The sequence below is a fragment of the Arthrobacter nitrophenolicus genome, assembly GCF_000332815.1.
Lineage (GTDB): Bacteria > Actinomycetota > Actinomycetes > Actinomycetales > Micrococcaceae > Arthrobacter > Arthrobacter nitrophenolicus.
On sequence record NZ_AOFD01000072.1, the window covers coordinates 1 to 18,315 of the forward strand.

General features: G+C 60.3%; 11 protein-coding genes and 4 pseudogenes. 2 read left to right on the forward strand and 13 right to left on the reverse strand.

Annotated elements, in window-relative coordinates:
- Positions 1-94 precede the first annotated feature (94 nt).
- Both G205_RS21410 and G205_RS18505 read left to right on the forward strand, forming a co-directional pair.
- Positions 95-1,308, forward strand: a pseudogene (locus G205_RS21410) (IS3 family transposase).
- Positions 1,309-2,632: 1,324 nt separating this feature from the next.
- The gene (locus G205_RS18505; protein ID WP_052014194.1) at positions 2,633-3,712 is read left to right on the forward strand and encodes an IS110 family RNA-guided transposase; all 1,080 of its coding nucleotides are present in this window, start codon (positions 2,633-2,635) and stop codon (positions 3,710-3,712) included.
- Positions 3,713-3,843: 131 nt separating this feature from the next.
- Here G205_RS18505 and G205_RS18510 read toward each other — a convergent pair whose 3' ends face one another.
- The 13 genes and pseudogenes from G205_RS18510 to G205_RS18565 form a co-directional block, all read right to left on the reverse strand.
- The gene (locus tag G205_RS18510) at positions 3,844-4,098 is read right to left on the reverse strand and encodes a hypothetical protein (protein WP_009359359.1); all 255 of its coding nucleotides are present in this window, start codon (positions 4,096-4,098) and stop codon (positions 3,844-3,846) included.
- Between the two features lie 970 nt (positions 4,099-5,068).
- Positions 5,069-5,593: a nuclear transport factor 2 family protein gene (locus G205_RS18520; protein ID WP_052014195.1), complete on the reverse strand. Its 525-nt coding sequence runs from the start codon at positions 5,591-5,593 to the stop codon at positions 5,069-5,071.
- 2,150 nt (positions 5,594-7,743) lie between these two features.
- On the reverse strand, positions 7,744-8,352 hold the full coding sequence (locus G205_RS20750; RefSeq protein WP_052014196.1) for a TetR/AcrR family transcriptional regulator: 609 nt from the start codon (positions 8,350-8,352) through the stop codon (positions 7,744-7,746).
- Between the two features lie 938 nt (positions 8,353-9,290).
- Positions 9,291-10,163 (reverse strand): ABC transporter ATP-binding protein, encoded by an 873-nt coding sequence (locus tag G205_RS18530; RefSeq protein ID WP_009359363.1) that lies wholly within the window; start codon positions 10,161-10,163, stop codon positions 9,291-9,293.
- The gene (locus G205_RS23875) at positions 10,156-10,389 is read right to left on the reverse strand and encodes an ABC transporter ATP-binding protein C-terminal domain-containing protein (protein ID WP_338058434.1); all 234 of its coding nucleotides are present in this window, start codon (positions 10,387-10,389) and stop codon (positions 10,156-10,158) included. The genes G205_RS18530 and G205_RS23875 overlap by 8 nt, the downstream gene beginning before the upstream one ends.
- 63 nt (positions 10,390-10,452) lie before the next feature.
- Positions 10,453-10,823: pseudogene (locus G205_RS22230) on the reverse strand (ATP-binding cassette domain-containing protein); the annotation flags it as partial.
- Positions 10,824-10,925: 102 nt separating this feature from the next.
- Complete coding sequence (locus G205_RS18540; protein WP_009359365.1) at positions 10,926-11,873, reverse strand: branched-chain amino acid ABC transporter permease; 948 nt, start codon at positions 11,871-11,873, stop codon at positions 10,926-10,928.
- On the reverse strand, positions 11,870-12,274 hold the full coding sequence (locus G205_RS23545) for a branched-chain amino acid ABC transporter permease (RefSeq protein ID WP_009359366.1): 405 nt from the start codon (positions 12,272-12,274) through the stop codon (positions 11,870-11,872). The genes G205_RS18540 and G205_RS23545 overlap by 4 nt, the downstream gene beginning before the upstream one ends.
- Entirely contained in the window at positions 12,271-12,765 is a 495-nt protein-coding gene (locus G205_RS23550) for an ABC transporter permease subunit (protein ID WP_009359367.1), read from the reverse strand. Before G205_RS23550 ends, G205_RS23545 begins: the two co-directional genes overlap by 4 nt.
- A gap of 48 nt (positions 12,766-12,813) precedes the next feature.
- Positions 12,814-13,989: an ABC transporter substrate-binding protein gene (locus tag G205_RS18550; RefSeq protein WP_035753795.1), complete on the reverse strand. Its 1,176-nt coding sequence runs from the start codon at positions 13,987-13,989 to the stop codon at positions 12,814-12,816.
- Positions 13,990-14,764: 775 nt separating this feature from the next.
- Positions 14,765-16,239, reverse strand: a pseudogene (gene pntB / locus G205_RS18555) (Re/Si-specific NAD(P)(+) transhydrogenase subunit beta).
- Positions 16,236-17,794: pseudogene (locus tag G205_RS18560) on the reverse strand (Re/Si-specific NAD(P)(+) transhydrogenase subunit alpha). The pseudogenes pntB and G205_RS18560 overlap by 4 nt, the downstream one beginning before the upstream one ends.
- A 43-nt stretch (positions 17,795-17,837) precedes the next feature.
- Positions 17,838-18,315, reverse strand: a 478-nt coding sequence (locus G205_RS18565; protein ID WP_009359369.1) for an aldehyde dehydrogenase family protein, incomplete at its 5' end; no start/stop codon positions are given.

Genomic DNA, 18,315 nt, shown 5'->3' on the forward strand with positions numbered 1-18,315 from the left:
GCAATGTCCGCCGCCCCCTCCCCTCGCCGTCGCCCTCGCCACGGCACTGGGGTTAACATCTGTTGGTGGACACCTGAAGTAGCGGGATCCTGGGATCCTGCGGGAAGGTGTTCGTGTGAGCACGACACGACGTACATTCACTCCGGAGTACCGGCGGGAGGCCGCGCGACTGGGTATCGATACCGGCAGGCCGATCGCGCAGGTGGCCAGGGAACTCGGGCTCGGAGAGCAGTTGCTGGGCCGCTGGGTTGGGCAGGAGCGCCCGCGCTCGGCCGCTCCGGAGGAGTTCGCTGCGGCGGAGTCGGAGAAGTCTGAGCTGGAGCGTCTGCGGCGCGAGAACATTCAGTTGAAGATAGATAACGAGTTCCTGGGAAAAGCTGCGGGCTTCTTCGCCTCCAAGAAGCAGAATCGGAATGCTTCGAACTAATGGAGGCCGAGAAGGCCAACTACCCGATCCAGCGCATGGCCAGGCTTCTGGGAGTATCCGGGTTTTACGCCTGGCGCACGCGCATCCAGTCCGAGGTTTCGGTACGTGCGGTGGAGCGGGTGGCCCTGGACGAGAAAGTGGGAAAGGCCCACACCAAGTCGTACTGGACCTATGGTTCACCGCGGGTCCATGCGAGCTGGCCAGGAACGGGACCTGTGTTGACCGGAAGACAGTGGCCGCGTCCATGCGCCGGCAGGTTTTGGAAGGGGTCTCCCCGCGCCTCTTCCGGCCGGTGACCCCGATCGGTGACACCCGGATGCGTTCCACCCCGGATTTGGTCGCAAGGAGATGGGACACGGGTGTTCTGGACGCGGTCTGGATCTCGGACATCACCTACCTGCGCACCGGCGAGGGCTGGGTGTACTTGTGTGCCGTCCGGGACGCCTGCTCGAGGCCCGTGATCGGCTGGGCCCTGAACTCGTCCCAGACCAGCAGCCTAGTCGAACGGGCCTTGCGCTTGGCCTACATCCTGCGCGGCGGCGGACCCGCCGGAGTCGTCTTCCATGCCGACTGCGGCACCCAGTACACCTCCGCCCAACTCAACGACGTCTGCACCAGAGTGGGCGTTCAGCAGTCCGTCGGCCGGACAGGCGTCTGCCGGGATAACGCGATGCAGGAATCCTTCTGGTCAACCCTGAAGACCGAGTTCTACGACCGCCGGCACTGGGCCACCAGGCACGAAGCGATCAGGGCGACCGGCCGCTGGATCGAGGAGTTTTACAACCGAGCCCGGCTGCACTCAGCCCTGGGCTTACACCACACCAGTGGAACACAAACAATTCCTCACCACGAGAAACCATCAGACGACAAAAGCCGCCTGATCAACTGTCCACGACTTGCGGGCAACCCCAGGCACCGAATAGTCCCCGGCCTACCAGCAACAAACAAACCTGAACCACTCAGGCAGAAGTCCATCGCACGACGAGGTCCAAAGCCAGCCAGGCCACAACGCAATCTCCCCCCTACTCGTGGACACCCTGCCACTCGACGCACTTGGCTGCTTTGACTTATCAGAATGCAGTACCGGTGCCCGGACGGGTGAAGCCGGATATTGAGGAGCCGCAGCCGGACACCGGTACCGCGCAACAGGGCGGTCTCTGTTCCCAGGACGACGATTACCGACCAAGAGAGAAACTCCCTGTGGACGCCAGCCACGATAATGCCCTGACTCGTCCCTTTTATGAATGAGTGGGAGGAAGGCGTGTCTGGGGTTGGGTAAGAAAAGACCGGTCCACTGCTCCTCATATACACCTTCAAAGGAGCAGTCCTGAGTTCCGCCATGCGGGTCGGACAAAGTGAACTCCGAACGGCATCCGTGAAGCGCATGTCGACCCGGTCGGGAAGTCCACGACAAACAGTCTTTCAACCAACTGGATACCTGTGCGACGTTGCGGCCGTTATGGACCTCGCTTCTCGAGTGCTGACGGACGCCCGCCAGCGGAGCCCTTCCGATGGCTGCCTAGTCGGACTTCTCCGGGAGAGCGGCCTTGATGCCCCGGCCGCCCGGTCAAATTCGATTGTGCCTTAGCTTCTCCGGCCTAATGGGAAAGGGCCACGTCATGCTGGTGTACGCGCACAATGGTGAAATCCGATTGGGGCGACCCAGTCGAGATCGCGAAAGGGATTCAGGGTGGTTGCGAACGTGGTCGCGCGCCTCGTCAGCGTGCCGTCCTTGACCCCTCGGTAAAAATTCTTGAGCCAAAGATGGCGACCCGATTTCGGCGCGCACCCGGAGAAAGCCAAGAAGCGGTGGTGACATCAATGACCTTCCCGTAGGTCAAGCTGTCGCACTACCTTCCCAGGTGAGCTCCCATTCCGCCTTCCTGTTCTCTGCACTAATCACCAACCAGATCGCTCCCGATGTGTCGTCTGGGAGTGTTATTGACAGCCGGTCCGAGACTGGCTGGCAGGCTGGTGCTGTGACTTCGGACGGACGTGGCCCTTGTGTCGTTTTGCCCTTTGGTTTGATCGAAAGGTGCGTTAGCAGGGATCTGCCCGTTCATCTGGAGTCCAGCATCGGTTCTGTCTACTGCGATGGCTTGATTAGAAGCCTGCCCAGTCTCAGAGGTTGTGGCTCATCCCAGACTTGCCTCGCTGTATTCCGCTGATACCCGTAATGATCCGAAGGAACTGCAGGAGGTACAAATGGCAGTAGTGGCGCAGTCTTATGACTTTGTTGTTGGCATCGATACGCATTCAAGAACGCATACTTTGGCCATCATTTCCGCGGTAACTGGAGCTGAGGTTGCCAACGAAACGTTCCCGTCAACGAACGCTGGGATGAATCGGGCACTGCGCTGGATATCTCGTCGCAGCACCTGCGATAAGTCGCGAGTACTGGTCTCCATGGAAGGAACTGGATCATACGGTGCCAAACTTCGGCAGCTGGCAACGGAGTCGGACTTCCGAGTTATCGAGGCGCCGTTTCCGGAACGTCGAGTTGGTCGAAAAAGGGGCAAGTCAGACAGTATCGACGCAGCTCGGGCCGCGAGGGCTGTCCTAGAAATCGAGACGGATGAGCTTCGGGAACCACGTGCTGGCCAACACCACACGGCATTACGGGTTCTCACCGTAGCCAGAACTTCAATGGTCCGCGAACGAACCGCGGCTATCAATTCGTTGATCGCGCTGCTGCGAGTCGTCGACCTAGGAATTGATTTACGTAAGTCGTTGACTCCCAAAACAATCGAAACCATCGCAGCATGGAGGACGCGGGATGAAGGTGTCGGCACGCGGGTGAGTCGCTCGGAAGCCACTCGCTTGGCTAAACAAATCCTCGCGCTTGACGACCAGCTCGAACAGAATCGCGCTGATATGGCTCTGTTGGTCCAGCAAACCAGCCACGCACTCCTGGACATGCCAGGTGTGGGCCCGATTAGCGCCGCAGCGATTCTTACCGCTTGGTCACATCCAGGCCGCGTCCGCTCCGAGGCCGCCTTGGCAGCCCTTGCTGGCACCTGCCCAATCCCAGCCTCATCAGGGGGAACGACCAGGTACAGGCTAAATCGAGGCGGGGATCGTCAACTGAACAAGGCCATCCACACGATTGCTGTCGTCAGAATGCGCTGGCACCAGGAGACTAGGGAATATGTGGTCCGCCGAACGCGTGAAGGGCGGAACAAGAAGGAAATCATCCGGAGCTTGAAGCGCTACATCACGCGACAGATCTTTCGAACCCTCAGTACAGCTGGCGAGGTTCTCAGCGGTCACGCGCCCTCTTACTAGACCTTTAGGGTTCGAGTGGGGCAGCCCGTCCGGGTCTACGTGGTTACCGCCACCGGGCGCTATCACAGCAGTGCATGCTTCCCGCCAGAGAGAACTAACCTCAAGTGAGGGATACCCGTAAGACCATGCGATTAAGAACCCTCGACGACTCCCAGAAGCCTACGGAATTCCTCAAGCGCGACGGTGCTCTGGCGATCAACGTCGAACTCATCTTCAACTGTCGCTGTGTTTAGTTCCGCATCGAGCAACACATTGAAGGCGTTGTACGTGAAGTATCGACGCCCAGTCCGCAACTGATCGATCGCTGTGAGGAGCTGAACCCGGACGAATTCGTCGAGCTCCCCGGTCAGAAACTCGTCAAGGGGTGGTCGCAACTTCTCAGCCATGATCAGGCATGGTTTTCAGTGTCAGGATCACGCGTTGATTCAACCACGGACAGTCGAGGAAATTTAACAGGTGCCTGATCCCACCGCGGTCAAAACCGTCACTCAAGAAGCTAATCTGCGCCTGGTAAAAGATCATGTACGCGCGCGCCGGATCGAATAACTCCTGCATAAATGACGGGATGGGGGAACAGTCAGACTCACATGCGCGGCCACGAGTGCGCACCGAAACACAGGCGGCGGCGCGGGGCGTCTGGGTGCGACCCACAACACGCGCTTGACATGGCCCCGATCAGCCAACTGGCGATCGCGTATCCATTCCTTACCGTTCTGTGGTTTGTCTGCATAATGTTGGTCAGCCCTATATATGAGTTCTTGGGCGCCGTCATCTTGCTCGTGGTCGGTCCTATTTTCGTCATGGGGGTAGGGGTTGCGCTTGGCCTTCCTGTTCGCCTGAACCGCCGGTTGAGCCGGTGGTGGCTGGGAAACTGGCGACTGTACATTTGCATTGCGGCAGCGGGAGCAGGGCTCTTGATTTCGGGCTTCAACATATCGGAGCGCCAAGTTGGCACAGTCGACGGCATTCCCTTTGACGTGACGACGCCCCATTCAGGGCTAGTAACGGCCGGCTGTTTCGTCCTTACTTTTCTCGCGGTGAACGCGTCGTTCCGATTTAGCGGCCGGAGCAATACCGAATCGGCATGACGATGTTCAGGCGTCCTCGACCAAACCAGGATAAAGCGCGCGCCTCAAGAGAAGCGGCCGTTAGGCGTTCGCCGATCGAACAAGATCGGCTTGACGTATATAGAAGCATCCCGGCTGCCGCGGGCATACGCCCGGGCTTCGACTGAACGGCTCCCCGAAAGACGGACTGTTTCAATTGTCTGCCTTTCGGGGAGCTGCCTACGAGGCCGCCCTCTTCTCCCTACGCAAAGGACATGTGTGGGGCAGCATCGTCACTGCCGATCGAAGCTCAAGCCAAGGAATGCGGCTTCTTGTAGATCGCATCGTCTGGGTGCCAGCGACCGGGGACGAAGGATTCCACCCCCGGGAACCGCTCGTCCGAGCGCCAGACCGTGCTCCAGTCAATGGCGACGACCCGATCGAGGATTTTCCACTCGCCGTCACGTCGTTCGAGTAGGTCGACATAGCGGCCCGCGAGTGCAGTGACGACGTTCGGGAGCGGCGACCGCCCCCGCTCTGCGTAGTGCACAAAGTAAGTCTCGGCAGATGCCCGGTCGCCGTCGACTGCGATGACGGACTGACCGAGGACATGTTGGTGGCCAGAGTACTCCTTGGCGAGTCCCAGCCCCCAGGTCAAAAACTCTTGGGCGTTGCCATCAAACAAGCCGTGGTTGTCACGCCCGTCATCCCAGTACGCTGCGCGTGCACTGGCCTCATCACAACGATCCATGCCTCGTACATAGCCCTCAACAACCCGCCTGATCGCGTCGCGCTCGAGGATGCCACGTAGCTGAGTGAGCTCCTCTGTCGTCAACGGAGCAGCCTCAATTTTTACATTTTCCAAAATTACGTCCCTTCATGATGAATACTGCGAGTTGAGCACGGAGATCGTACGTAAAGCAATGGTTTCGCGAAAATTATTCAGACCATTACGCCAATTTTCGAATCAAATCGAACGATAAATGTATGTAAATGAGTCAGTTCGAAGGTAGTTCTTGGCGAAGTAGTCCATAAATTCCTCTGCAGAGAGGAACGTTGAGTAAAGGTGAACAGCCGGATAGCAGGCACGTGACGGGATGGCCGCGCATCTCACAGACTGGTGAATTCTCGTACGATCCAAGAATCGACGTGCGCGCGCATCTGATACGGCCGCTGTCGGAGCTTCGCCTGCTCGGAGACCAGGTTGTCAGGCGGATCTTCGGGGATCAGATACCTCTGGGAGAACCCGTCAGACCGCAGCTCACGGAGCTCTTTTCTTTCGCCCTTCGTGCACGTAGCGGGTTGTGTTGCACAACAGGAACAGTGAAGGGGGCTAGCAGCAGTTTAGGACTCCGTAATGGTGGAGTTGATCTCCCGACTGCGATCCACACCCTCAATGGTGGCCTGCCCCTCGCGATATGCGTGTCGGTACCGCCATCAGTGCTGGATGCTCCGCTTCAAAGCGATCCTCCATCAGTTCATCAGGATGCGAGTCAATCGTCAGATGAAGCACTCCCCGACCGGGATTCAGGAAAACGTTGCGGGCAATGCAGCACGACTTCCTTGCCGCCCAATTCAAGAACCATATGTCTGCATAATTCCCCGCCTCTAACCCCATAGCGACTCCTATCGCCAAACGGTTGACCCATCGCCCTTTGAAATCAGCACTCGTCCTCTAGCCTGATCAAGCCACACCCAAAAATAGGATGCGTCCTCGGCGACGTCGTCCACACGCGCAGAGTGCACCTGTCCGCCTGGGCGCCTCACCCGGACCCTGTCGCCTTGGTTCAATTCGACCCAGTCGTCATACGGCACTTCCTTCCAGACGTATCCCGCTAAGGACGTCATATCCCGATACGTACCGGGCAGATCCCCGCCAGGCCTGCCCCCACCGTTGGCTACCGCTATCTTCGTTCCGGCAGTGGAAAAGGACATACGCAGAGCCTCCTTCTAAGACGACTGTGTCTCAGTCATTAATGTGGAATCGATGTGTAGTAACCCCACGCTGCGGGCGGTTATTTGGCGATCCCGAATCCTTTATCCGCGCGCGGGAGGTCGAGCGGGCCTGGTATAAAGGCCGCAACTGCGCATCCTTGCTTTAGTGAGTTGCATTACTATTTCAGCACGGCCACCGTTCGTAAGTCAACGGTAATGTTAGGCGGGCTGGCACACGCGCGAAGGATGCTGAGGCAGGTATCGAATGCTTACTATACGTAAGGCGGCGGGCAACGCATCCCGATGCCACATACAACAGACTGCTGACCCGGACGATTACGCGGTCAACTGCTCCCACGGCGGAATGAGCGCGGATGCACAACCTTCCGGACCAACTCAAACTGTTACTTGTGGTCTGGGCCGGCACCCACCCGCCCCGACCGTGTCCGCAATTACGAGGCTAACTCGTCTGCAGCCATCGGATACCGCCCTCCGTAACCGCGGTACCACTGCTGTCATTCAGTGAGGCGCTGGCCGCTTGCGCCAGTTGCGTCAGCATGACGGGCTTGCTGCAACCATTGAGGTGACAGTCCAGCCTAGCGCGCCGACCGCGTTCGGTGGCCTTTGGACCAGCGGCAGGGGAAGTCGTCGTCAGGAGACCTAGCTTGTATTGCAAGGCCCGAAGTGCAGGCACCGCGGGAACGAATGTGCACAAATTGCCCCCAGACTCGCATCAGGATGTCCTGAACGTCGCCGGGGCTTATTCTCCCAGACCGAACGAATTGTTGGACTATCAGGGACTGCGGCACCATAAAATGGCCGTTGCGGTTCCTTGCGAACGGTCATGCAGCGGCAATTTTCGAGTGCCACCACTGAGGTCACTCCCAGAACAAGCCTAGAGCTCCTTCCACCACCTCATCGCACCAGCAGTCTGCCAGCAGGGGCGGCCATCGCCGCCGGATCAGCGCACCCAGTTCTGGACCGTCGGTGTTGGGACGACGTTCTTGATCGAAGCCGTGCCCCTCGTTGATCTGACCCTGCGCCTGGTTCTCAGGGAACTCCAGTAACCCGCACACTCACCTCAGCAAGTGCCGCCGCGATCCGGTGCTGGTCCAACGTTCCTCCCAGAGGATGTCCCTCCACCCAGGCCTCAGCGACACCCATCGCCAACGACATGTACGTCCTGGACGCCAACCGTTCCACCGCAAAATCCAGCGGCGTGGATCCCCCAACACGACGCATACGCCGCCGCGCCCGCCGCACGTAAAACTCCTCAAACCGGTGACGAACCGCCTTGGCCTCAGGAGGACCGGCAACAGCCCACACATACAAAAGCCTGGCCTCCTCACGGTGATGCTCAGCCCAGGTCCACACCAGATTCACCGCCTCCCGGGTCTGCAAAAGCTTCTCCGGAGGCTCCTGCGAACTCGTCGCATTCATGATCCTGCGACTGACCTCAGACACACACGCAGTGAACAACTCAGGCTTGCCCTTGAAGTGATAATAAATCGACGCCAGACTCATCGACGTCTCCTGCGCCACCTCGGCAATAGAAGCCGATATCCCCTTCCGGGCAAAAACAACAATCGCAGCTTCGATAATCTCCTGCCGCCGCGACGGCCGATGAGCAGCACGACGCGGACGCGCCTCCACCGTCATAAACCAACCACAACCAACAAACTAATCATCTCCACCAACACAACGCTACCCACCTTCTGCCCGAGAGCACACACCAACACCAACATCTAACTTGAACTTCGATGCGGTGAGGATACGACATAATGCTGGTGCCGACTGTGGCCAGGGGTTCTTGACTCCCACTCCGAGCGATAGCTGTTATCTTTTCACGATGTATCAGTCCCGGAGGACTACCGGTGGAGCGCTACGCCACGCCGCCGCTGTTGCATATGAAGTACCTGCGCCAGAGTCTCTTCATAGGTTGGTCGGCATCTCATGCGGGGCCTCGCCCTTGCAGCCCGCGGGGACCGGAGGAAAACGACATGACCAGAACTCCAACATCCAGCGACTCGGACTACTTTTGACGCCGGATAACAATGTTGGGCACCAAGAGCTTAGCGACACCCGCACCGGATACCGGGCGGTGCTCACCTGGATCGGAAAGTCTGGTGACCTGGGTGGATCGGCGCATCCAGGGCGCCGGGTCCGGCGGCGCTGGCCTGCTCAGCTCCTCGCCAAAGCCGGCGTCAGGCTGCTGGAGGTCGAACGGCCCGGCCCCATTATTGCCTACCAGGTCCCGCTAAAGTCGTGGGCCGCCGCTATTTGGGATCGATGACGAGATGACGGATGAGCCCAGTAACCGCATCGTCGAAGAGTGCTCACACCCCAACTCCTCGAATGTCTCGGTATTGACATCGACGTCGCCGGACAATTTCTGGTAGCGCCCTAGGACACGCCATCCGGACACGGCGGAATTCGCGTTCGCGATGTTCTTCGGCGTTTCACCGCTGCCTGCCTCCTCGGGAACTACATGGGAAGAAGCATATTTATAGGGCTTATGTTCGGTTCTGACACCGCACGGAACTCGGCAGAACGCGAGGGCGGGAGCCCGTGAACATACCGCCCTCAGGCCGTGCCGCTTACGCTAGGTGGCCAATCCGACCTAGGATCCGGTTCACCTGTGCGCGCTGGGCCGCTTTCCATGCTGCACAACGAAGCCCAGATTCACTGTTCGCGATCAGAACTCCCAGAAAGCGCCTGCCGGCGGGTTTCTCAAAACACTCAAATATCGGCTTCGTCGTTGATGAGGCTGATTCGCCCAGGAACGCGCGTACTACGGAAGCATGGGATGTTGCCAGGTCCGCTGTTCCCTGGAACGCAGTCTCACCACGCTCTATCACTACGACCTCGTCGGCCACTTGGAGTCCGGCGTCGGCGTTCTGTTCGACCATGAGGATGGATATGCCCGTATCGGCGATGTGGCGGGCGCTTTCGAGGATTTGATCCACTACTGCTGGCGCGAGGCCCATGGAGGGCTCGTCCATTAGCATGACTTTGGGCTGTGACATCAGGGCACGTCCGAAGGCGAGCATCTGCTGCTCGCCGCCCGAGAGCAGCCCGGCGGCTCCTTTCCTGCGCTTAGCCAGGATCGGAAACATAGTCAAAACGGAGTTCATCGTTTCCGCCGCGTCTGCCTTTGATGCAGTATAGCCACCGATTTTCAAGTTTTCCTCGACCGTGAGTGGAGCGAAGATACGCCTTCCTTCCGGCACCATGACGAGGCCTCTCTTGACGACTTGATGCGCCCGGAGACCAGTGATCGGGCGTCCGTCCAGGCTGATGGTTCCTGATTTCGGCTGTACCAGGCCGCAGACGGCCCGCAGGATGGTTGTTTTGCCTGCCCCGTTCGGACCAAGGACCAAGGTGATTCGGCCCGGGGTTGCGGTAAGGGTGACGCCTCGGACAGCTTCGACGTGTCCGTAGCTGACGTGCAGACCTTGTATTTCAAGCATGCTTTTTGCTCCCCCGGGTTCCGAGATACGCTTCCTGGACGGCGGCGTCCTTAATGACCGACTCCGGTTCGCCTTCGGCAATCAGAACACCGAAGTTCATGGCGTAGAGGTAGTCACAGGTATCGACCATCATCTGCACATCGTGCTCAATGAGGAGTTGGGTAAGACCGTCCTGGCGCAGCTTCACCATTAGTTCGGAAATCTGGTTGCGCTCTTGCCTGTTCATTCCTGCGGTGGGCTCGTCAAGGAGCAGGACTGTGGGGTTGTTGGCGATGGCCCGGGCAATTTCAACTTTGCGTTGCACCCCGTAGGAGACCTCATCCGGCCTGCGCTTTTGGAGCTGCCCAGCCCCGTCCGCTCGATGGCGACATCGATCTGTTCCTCTAGCTGCTTTCTGGTGGGCGGTTTGTCCACGCGCCGCACGTCAGTTGCAAGGGCGATATTTTCGCGGATAGTCCGGTCCGCGAGCAGCCGGACTGTCTGGAACGTGCGGCTAACGCCGTGACGGGCAACCACATGCGGTGCTTTATGGTGGTAGGGCCGGCCCCCGAGGATCAATTCCCCGCGCGTCAAGGGAACCAACCGGGTCAGCGCTGCGAGTAGGGTGCTCTTCCCCGACCCGTTCGGTCCGACAATGCCGGCAATTTTTCCCGCGGGCAAACTGATGTTCAGCGTCTACTGCCTTGATGCCGCCATAATGGACGGCCACGTCCCGGGCCTCAAGAACCGTTTGCCCGCCCAGTGATCCGCTGTTCGAAGTCGTCATTGGGGTTTGCTCCCTGTAGTAGCCGATGTTCCGGCCGGTTCCGACGCCTGCAGCAGCGCGGGTACCTTATTTTCCTCGTCCTGCCGCGGACGCGTCTGTGGTTTTTCCCGATATCTCCGGAAAAGATCCTTGAGCACGCTGTAGATTCCACCAGGCAGGTAAATCGCAGCGACGACAACGATGACTCCATAGACCACGTTGCGCCATTCCCCGACGGCTGCCAGCAGCAGCGGCAGCCACACGAAGATTACTGTCCCTATCAGGGCCCCGATCCACGAACCCGATCCGCCGATAATGATGATGGTCAGCGCTGTCACTACAAGGTGGAACCCGACTGCCTCAGGCTGGATAGTGGTCGCCACCAGCACCTGCATGCCGCCGGCGCAGCCGCCCAGGGCGCCGCTGACCAGGAACGCCATACGGCGATACCGTGCCACGTGGATGCCCATTGAAGAAGCAAGTTCAGGATCGTTAGCTACCGCCTCGACCCGGCGTCCCATCGCGCCGGACTCGGACCAGGCTATGAGGGCCACAACGAGAACCGTTATGAGGACGATATGCAGCAGATTCAGGGTGCCCACGACCCCATACAAGCCCGTGTGCCCGCCGGTGAACTCACCGCCGTTGCCGGCAAGCACACCGATAATCAACACGAAAGCGACTGTGGCCATGGCAAGATACAGGCCGGTCAGCCGCTGAACCATCAGTCCGAGCAGGTATCCGACGACGGCCGAGACCGCAATGCCCAGCAGCAGTCCGGGCCAGGTGGTCCAGCCGAACCGGGCGATGGCGATGCCGCAGACGTAGCCCCCGATTCCAAAGCTGCCGACGCCGGCGAAGGACAAAACGCCCATCCGCATCGGGAATTGGATGCTGAGTACCGTAAGCAACGTGATGAACGTGCCCTGGATCAGAACGAAATTGGACGCAAACCACTGACTCATGTGCGGCGCACCTCGAGCTTTCCAAGAATGCCCTGCGGGCGAACAAGCAGGAACAAGAAAATCAATCCAAAGGACACCGCGCTGGCCCACGATCCAGACCCATAGAGGATGACGAAGGTTTCCGAAAAGGCGAGGACAAAGCTGCCCAAGACAACGCCGGTCATGCTTCCCAGCCCTCCCAGGACGATGATGGCAAAAGCCTTGATGAGAAACCCGTCGCCGGATTGGGGTGAAAGTGCCACCAGATGCAGGGTCAACATCGCCCCGGCGAGGCCCGCGAGGGCTCCCCCGACCGCCATGGTGCCCACGGCAAGCCGGGACTGATTGACGCCCATGAGCGAGGCGGTTTCCGGATTCACTCCGATCGCCCGCAGGGCCAGGCCGCGTCGGGACTTCTTCATCCACCAGATGAGCCAGCGCCCAGGATCAAAGCCAAGGCCAGGACGGTGGCCACGGTGCTCCCGATCCTCAGCCCGGCCACCTCCACGGTGCCCGGGCCCAAGGACGCGGCCTCACCAAAGCTGAAGGCGCTGTTCCGGGTAGCGATCTCGACGGTACTGACCAAAATCGCCGCAACTCCGATTCCACCGATCAGGATCTGGATCTCTGCAGCCCGATGGTTCTTCGCTCGCTTGGAGATCGGAGCGAAGACGAGTTTTTGAATGAGAACTGACAATAAGGCGCCGGTCACCGCCGCGAGCCCGATGAGCACCGCTCCGGGAAGCGGCAATAACTTCAGCATCAGGTGCGCAACGAACGCCGAAAACATAAACACTGCGCCGTGGGCAAAATTCAAGATCCCAATGGTTCCCCAGGTCAACGCCATTCCCATCGAGAACAGCAAATAGATCGAACCTAGAACCGTGGCATTCAACAGGTCCTGTAGCAACATGGCGTACATCCTTCAAAGTTGTAGACGGCCGATAACCCGGCGCCGAAGCTAATCGACGACCAGAGATTCCCCGGCGCCGTTCCACTCCACAAGGACTCCTTCGACCCGAACATCGTGCCCCGCCTCAAAGGTGAGCTGTCCCTGGGCGCCCAGGAAGCCCTGGTTGCCAACCTTGGTGAGTCCCTCAGCGATGCCCTGCCTGGTTGCTGAGCCAGATTCCTTGATCGCCCTGCCGATCCACCACACCTGGTCGTAGGCCTCAGCCGCGAAAAGGTTGGGCTCGTGACCGAATTTCTGCTTGAACGCCTCAACGAATGCCTTCACATTTTCGGTCGGCTGGGCGACGCTGAAGGTAGTGGCATAGATCACGCCTTCACCGTCTTTACCGGCAGGAACGAGGGCGTTCGGCACCACTGCGGACAGGGTGTAAATCGCTCCCTTATAGCCGGACTTCCGCAGCTGCACCGTCGCAGTTGCCACCTGCGGTCCGATCAGCGTCAGGACCACAGCATCGGGGTTTTCCTGAACCACCTTGCTTACGGACGCTTGGAAATCACTGACATTGGCCTCGAACTCGAAAGACTGGGTGACTTCCACGCCAGCTGGTTTGAGAAGATCGGGAAGTACCTTTTTGCCGAGCTCATTGAACGTAGGGTTTGAAGAGGAATTCAGCACATTAACAGTTTTGGCGCCCGAGGCAGCGATGTGATCGGTCAGCAGATGGAAGTAAGAGGATGTCGGAGCTGAGGCACGGAAGTGCATATTCCCGGTCAGGAGCCCCGAGACACCGGACTGGGTGAAGACGATCGGAATGCCCGCGTTCTGTGCGATCGGGGCGACCGCCAGCGCTTCACTGGAAATCATTGGCCCCAGGATGGCGGCTGTCGCCGGGTCGGCAAGAGCCGCCGTCACTTCACTTGCAGCCAGCTGGGGATTGAATGCGGCGTCGCGTTCAGTGATTTCAAGCGTCACTCCCTCGCCGAGGAACTTCTGTTGGTTAATCTGCTCTGCTGCCAGCGCTGCTCCTTCAGCAGCGCCGATCCCAGAGTAGGCAACCGGGCCGGTCTGGTCCCGGACGCCGACCAGCTTGATCACCCCGGGAAGCGAGCCATCTGCGGAGGATCCCCCGCCTGCCGCTCCCTGGTCCGCGCACGATGTAAGCGCCAAGGCTGCAACCGCCGCGAAGGTGGTAACGGCCAGCAATCGCCGTTGATTGTTCTTCATGTTTTTTCCTAATCTTTGCCATGAAATTGTTGGTGCGTCCCCGCCCCACTTGCGAGGATGAGCTGCCCGGGACGAGCGGCTCCGGGGGCAATCAACCCGACCAGGCGTGTTTTCCGGTCCTTGCCATCAGGCGAAAACGAGTGACGGGGTGGTCTGCCGGTAACTTCAGCCCATCTTGCGCAGGGTGAAAGAGATTCTTATACCTGAGCGCTTGTCGGGCCTTCCTCACCATTGAGTTTCCATACCTCGCTGGTTCAGGCAGCCAGCATGGGATTGTGTCCGCCCGTGCTCCAGACTTTCTTGATGCTCTCACAAGTTAGTATCAGTGAGCCGGCGCACAAAGTCAACGGGGAAATGGCAGTTATTGGAAAGAGGGTTTAGTAACGCCAAGACGAAGTTAGTAGATATAACCTGGAGTAAGTAGTGGTTCGCCGGAGCATGTTACGGGTCGTCGATCAAAACGCCGCACGCGCTGATAATCCACGGCCGCAGGGTCATGTGAGTTGGGGCATGTCGCTTCAGACCATCGTCCGTTATAGAGCGCGGGCCTCGGCAGGGCGTCGCAAGGCACCCTTGTTTCGAGCCGGGGCCTACGGCATGAAGGTAGTGCCACCTGCCCACCAGCGAAGCCCTCTGCGGTATCCCGCAGAGGGCTTGCTTATTGGTGAGCCTGCAAGGCCGCTGACGCTACTGCAGGATTGCGTGTCGTCCTTCCGCGCCCACACTTGTGCGGTGCGTTCGCAGCAACTTCTCAGCGCCCGCCCCTCAGCCGCCTCTAGAAGGCCTTGAGGATGTCTTCGACGCGTTGTTTGGCGTCACCGAAGAGCATTTGGGAGTTGTCGCGGTAGAACAGGGGGTTCTGGACGCCGGCGTAGCCGGCGGCCATGGAGCGTTTGAACACGACGACGTTTTCGGCTTCCCAGACGCGGAGGACAGGCATGCCGGCGATGGGGCTACCCGGGTCTTCGGCCGCCGCGGGGTTGACGGTGTCGTTCGCGCCGATGACGAGGACCACGGAGGTGTCGCCCAGGTCGTCGTTGATTTCGTCCATTTCCATGACGATGTCGTACGGGACCTTGGCTTCGGCGAGCAGTACGTTCATGTGACCCGGGAGGCGCCCGGCGACGGGATGGATGCCGAACCGGACGTTCACGCCCTTCTCGCGGAGCTGGTGCGCGAGTTCGGCGACGGGGTACTGGGCCTGCGCCACTGCCATGCCGTAACCGGGTGTGATGACGACGGACGAGGCGTTGGCCAGCATTTCCGCTGTCGCTTCGGCCGTGATTTCACGGTGCTCCCCCTGGTCCGTGTCCCCCTTGCTGGCGGGTGCTGCGATGCCGAAGCCGCCGGCGATCACGGAGATGAACGAGCGGTTCATGGCCTTGCACATGATGTAGGACAGGTACGCACCCGAGGACCCGACCAGGCGCCGGTGATGATGAGCAGGTCGTTGTTCAGCAGGAAGCCCGCGGCGGCTGCTGCCCAGCCGGAGTAGCTGTTGAGCATGGAGACGACGACGGGCATGTCACCCCCGCCGATGGAGGCCACCAGGTGCCAGCCCAACCCCAGGGCGAGTACAGTCACGACGATCAGGAGCCACAGCTGGGAGTCGTTGACGTACCACACAGTCAAAGCGACAAACACGACGAGGGCGCCAAGGTTGATCGCGTTCTTTCCCGGCAGCATCAGCGGTGAGGACTTCATCCGGGCCGAGAGCTTCAGGAAGGCCACGATGGAGCCGGTAAACGTCACGGCGCCGATGAACACGCCAATGAACACCTCGGCGTGGTGGACGGCCATGAGGTCAGCGGACAGGGCCGGGGCTTCAAGGTGCCCGTTCCAGCCCACGAGGACCGCAGCAAGGCCGACGAAGCTGTGCAGCAGCGCGATAAGTTCGGGCATGCCGGTCATTTCCACCACCCGGGCCCGCCAGAGACCGATCGCACCGCCGACGACAACGGCGGCCAGGAGAAGGACCAGACCGGTGATGCCATGCCCGGAACCCCAGGCACCCTGGACGGTCAGCCAGACGGTCGCAGCGAGGGCGATAACCATGCCTGTGATGCCGTAGACCACCCCGGCCCGGGCATTTTCGTGTTTGCTCAGCCCGGCAAGGCTCAGGATGAACAGCAGGGCCGCGACGATGTACGCAGCTCCGGCAATGGTGTCGGCGGTCAGCGGACCGGAGACAGTGTCGGACACGGTAAGGCTCCTCGTAAGTGTTGCTGCTGCTTCGGTGACGGCGCTCATTTACGGGCCCCGTCTCCGCGGGAAAACATTGCGAGCATGCGGCGGGTGACGGCGAAACCGCCAAAGATATTGATGCTGGCCAGCAGCACCGCGACGGCGGCGAGAACCTGCATCACCGGGTTTTCCGAGGTGACCTGCAGCAGGGCGCCGACAACGATGATCCCGGAGATCGCGTTCGTGACGGACATCAGCGGGGTATGCAGGGCGTGGTGTACCTTCCCGATCACGTAGAAGCCGACCACGACGGAGAGCATCAATACCGTGAAGTGCTGCGGCAGCGGCGCCGGGGCAACCGCGCTGACCAGGAACAGCGCGGCGATACCCGCGGCAAAGAGCCCGGCCTTGCCAGCGGTGCCAAGGCCCTGCTTTTCCTTCCGTTCAGAGCTTCCGGCAGCCGCCGACGCGTCCGGCTTCACCACCGGCGCGGCAGAGACCTGGACCGGGGGCGGCGGCCACGTCAGCTCCCCCTCCCGGACCACAGTCACCGAGCGCTGCACCACGTCATCAAAATCGATCCGGAGCTGGCCGTCCTTGCCCGGGGTCAGGAGCTTGAGCAGGTTCACCATGTTCGTCCCGTACAGCTGGGAAGCTTGGGCCGGCAAACGGGCCGGAAGATCCGTGTAGCCCAGGATCACCACTCCGTTATCAGTGACGACGCGTTTCCCGGCAACGGAGCCTTCGACGTTCCCGCCCTGCCCTGCGGCCATGTCCACAATGACACTGCCGGCCTTCATGCTTGCCACATCATCGGCGGTGAGCAGCTTCGGCGCGGGCCGGCCCGGGATCAGGCTGTGGTGATGATAATGTCCACATCCGCTGCCTGCTCGGTGTACATTTCCGCAGCGCGGGCGTTGTACGCCTCGGACGTTGCCTTCGCGTACCCGTCAGTGGATTTCATCTCCTCCCCCACCTCAACCTTGAGGTAGGTCCCGCCGATCGACTTCACCTGATCCGCCACCTCGGGACGCGGATCCGTAGCCCGGACAATCGCGCCCAGGCTCGACGCGGCACCGATCGCCGCCAACCCGGCGACGCCGGCACCAGCCACCAGGACCTTCGCCGGCGGAACCTTGCCCGCCGCTGTCACCTGCCCAGTGAAGAACCTGCCGAACTCATGCGCCGCTTCAACCACAGCACGGTACCCGGCGATGTTCGCCATCGAACTCAGCACGTCCATGGACTGCGCCCGCGAGATCCGCGGAACCGCATCCAACGCCAGCGCCGTGATCGGACGCGAAGCCAAAGCCTCCACCAGTTCCGGGCGCAGGCCCGGGCTCAACGAGCCGATCAGCGTGGAACCAGGAGCCAGGCGGCCGATTTCCTCTTCAGTAGGCGGATTGATGCGCAGTACCACGTCGGAGCCCCATGCCTCATCAGCACCAACAATCAGCGCCCCGGCCTCGGCATATGCTTCGTCGCGGAACGACGAGGACTCTCCCGCTCCTTTCTCAACCACAACGTCGTAACCTAACCCCAGCAACTGCTTGACGGTGGTTGGTGTCGCAGCCACCCGTGTCTCCTGGCCCAACTCGGCCACAATTCCAATTCGTGTCACGTTTCTCCTTTAAAGTGTTCTCCAGTTATAAATTTCGGCCGGCCTAGCTCGTGTGGGGGTCGGTGATGCCGATGTATTGGGTGGTGGTGTATTCGGTGATGCCTTCGGTTCCGCCTTCGCGGCCGAGTCCGGATTGTTTGACGCCGCCGAAGGGTGCTGCGGCGTTGGAGATGATGCCGGCGTTGAATCCGATCATGCCGAATTCGATCTGCTCTGCCACCCGCAACAGCTTGTTGAAGTCGCGGCTGTAGAGGTAGGAGGCGAGCCCGTACTCGGTGCTGTTGGCGAGTGTGATGGCTTCTTGTTCGGTGGTGAAGGTCGTGACGGGGGCGACGGGACCGAAGATTTCCTGGCCGAGGATCGCTGCGTCGTTGGGGACGTTGGCCAGGACGGTGGGCTGGTAGAAGTACCCGGGGCCGTCCACGAGGGCGCCGCCGGTCACGGCGGTGGCTCCGGCGTCGACGGCGGCGGTGACGAGGGCGTGGACGTCGTCGCGGGCGCCGGCGTCGATGAGCGGGCCG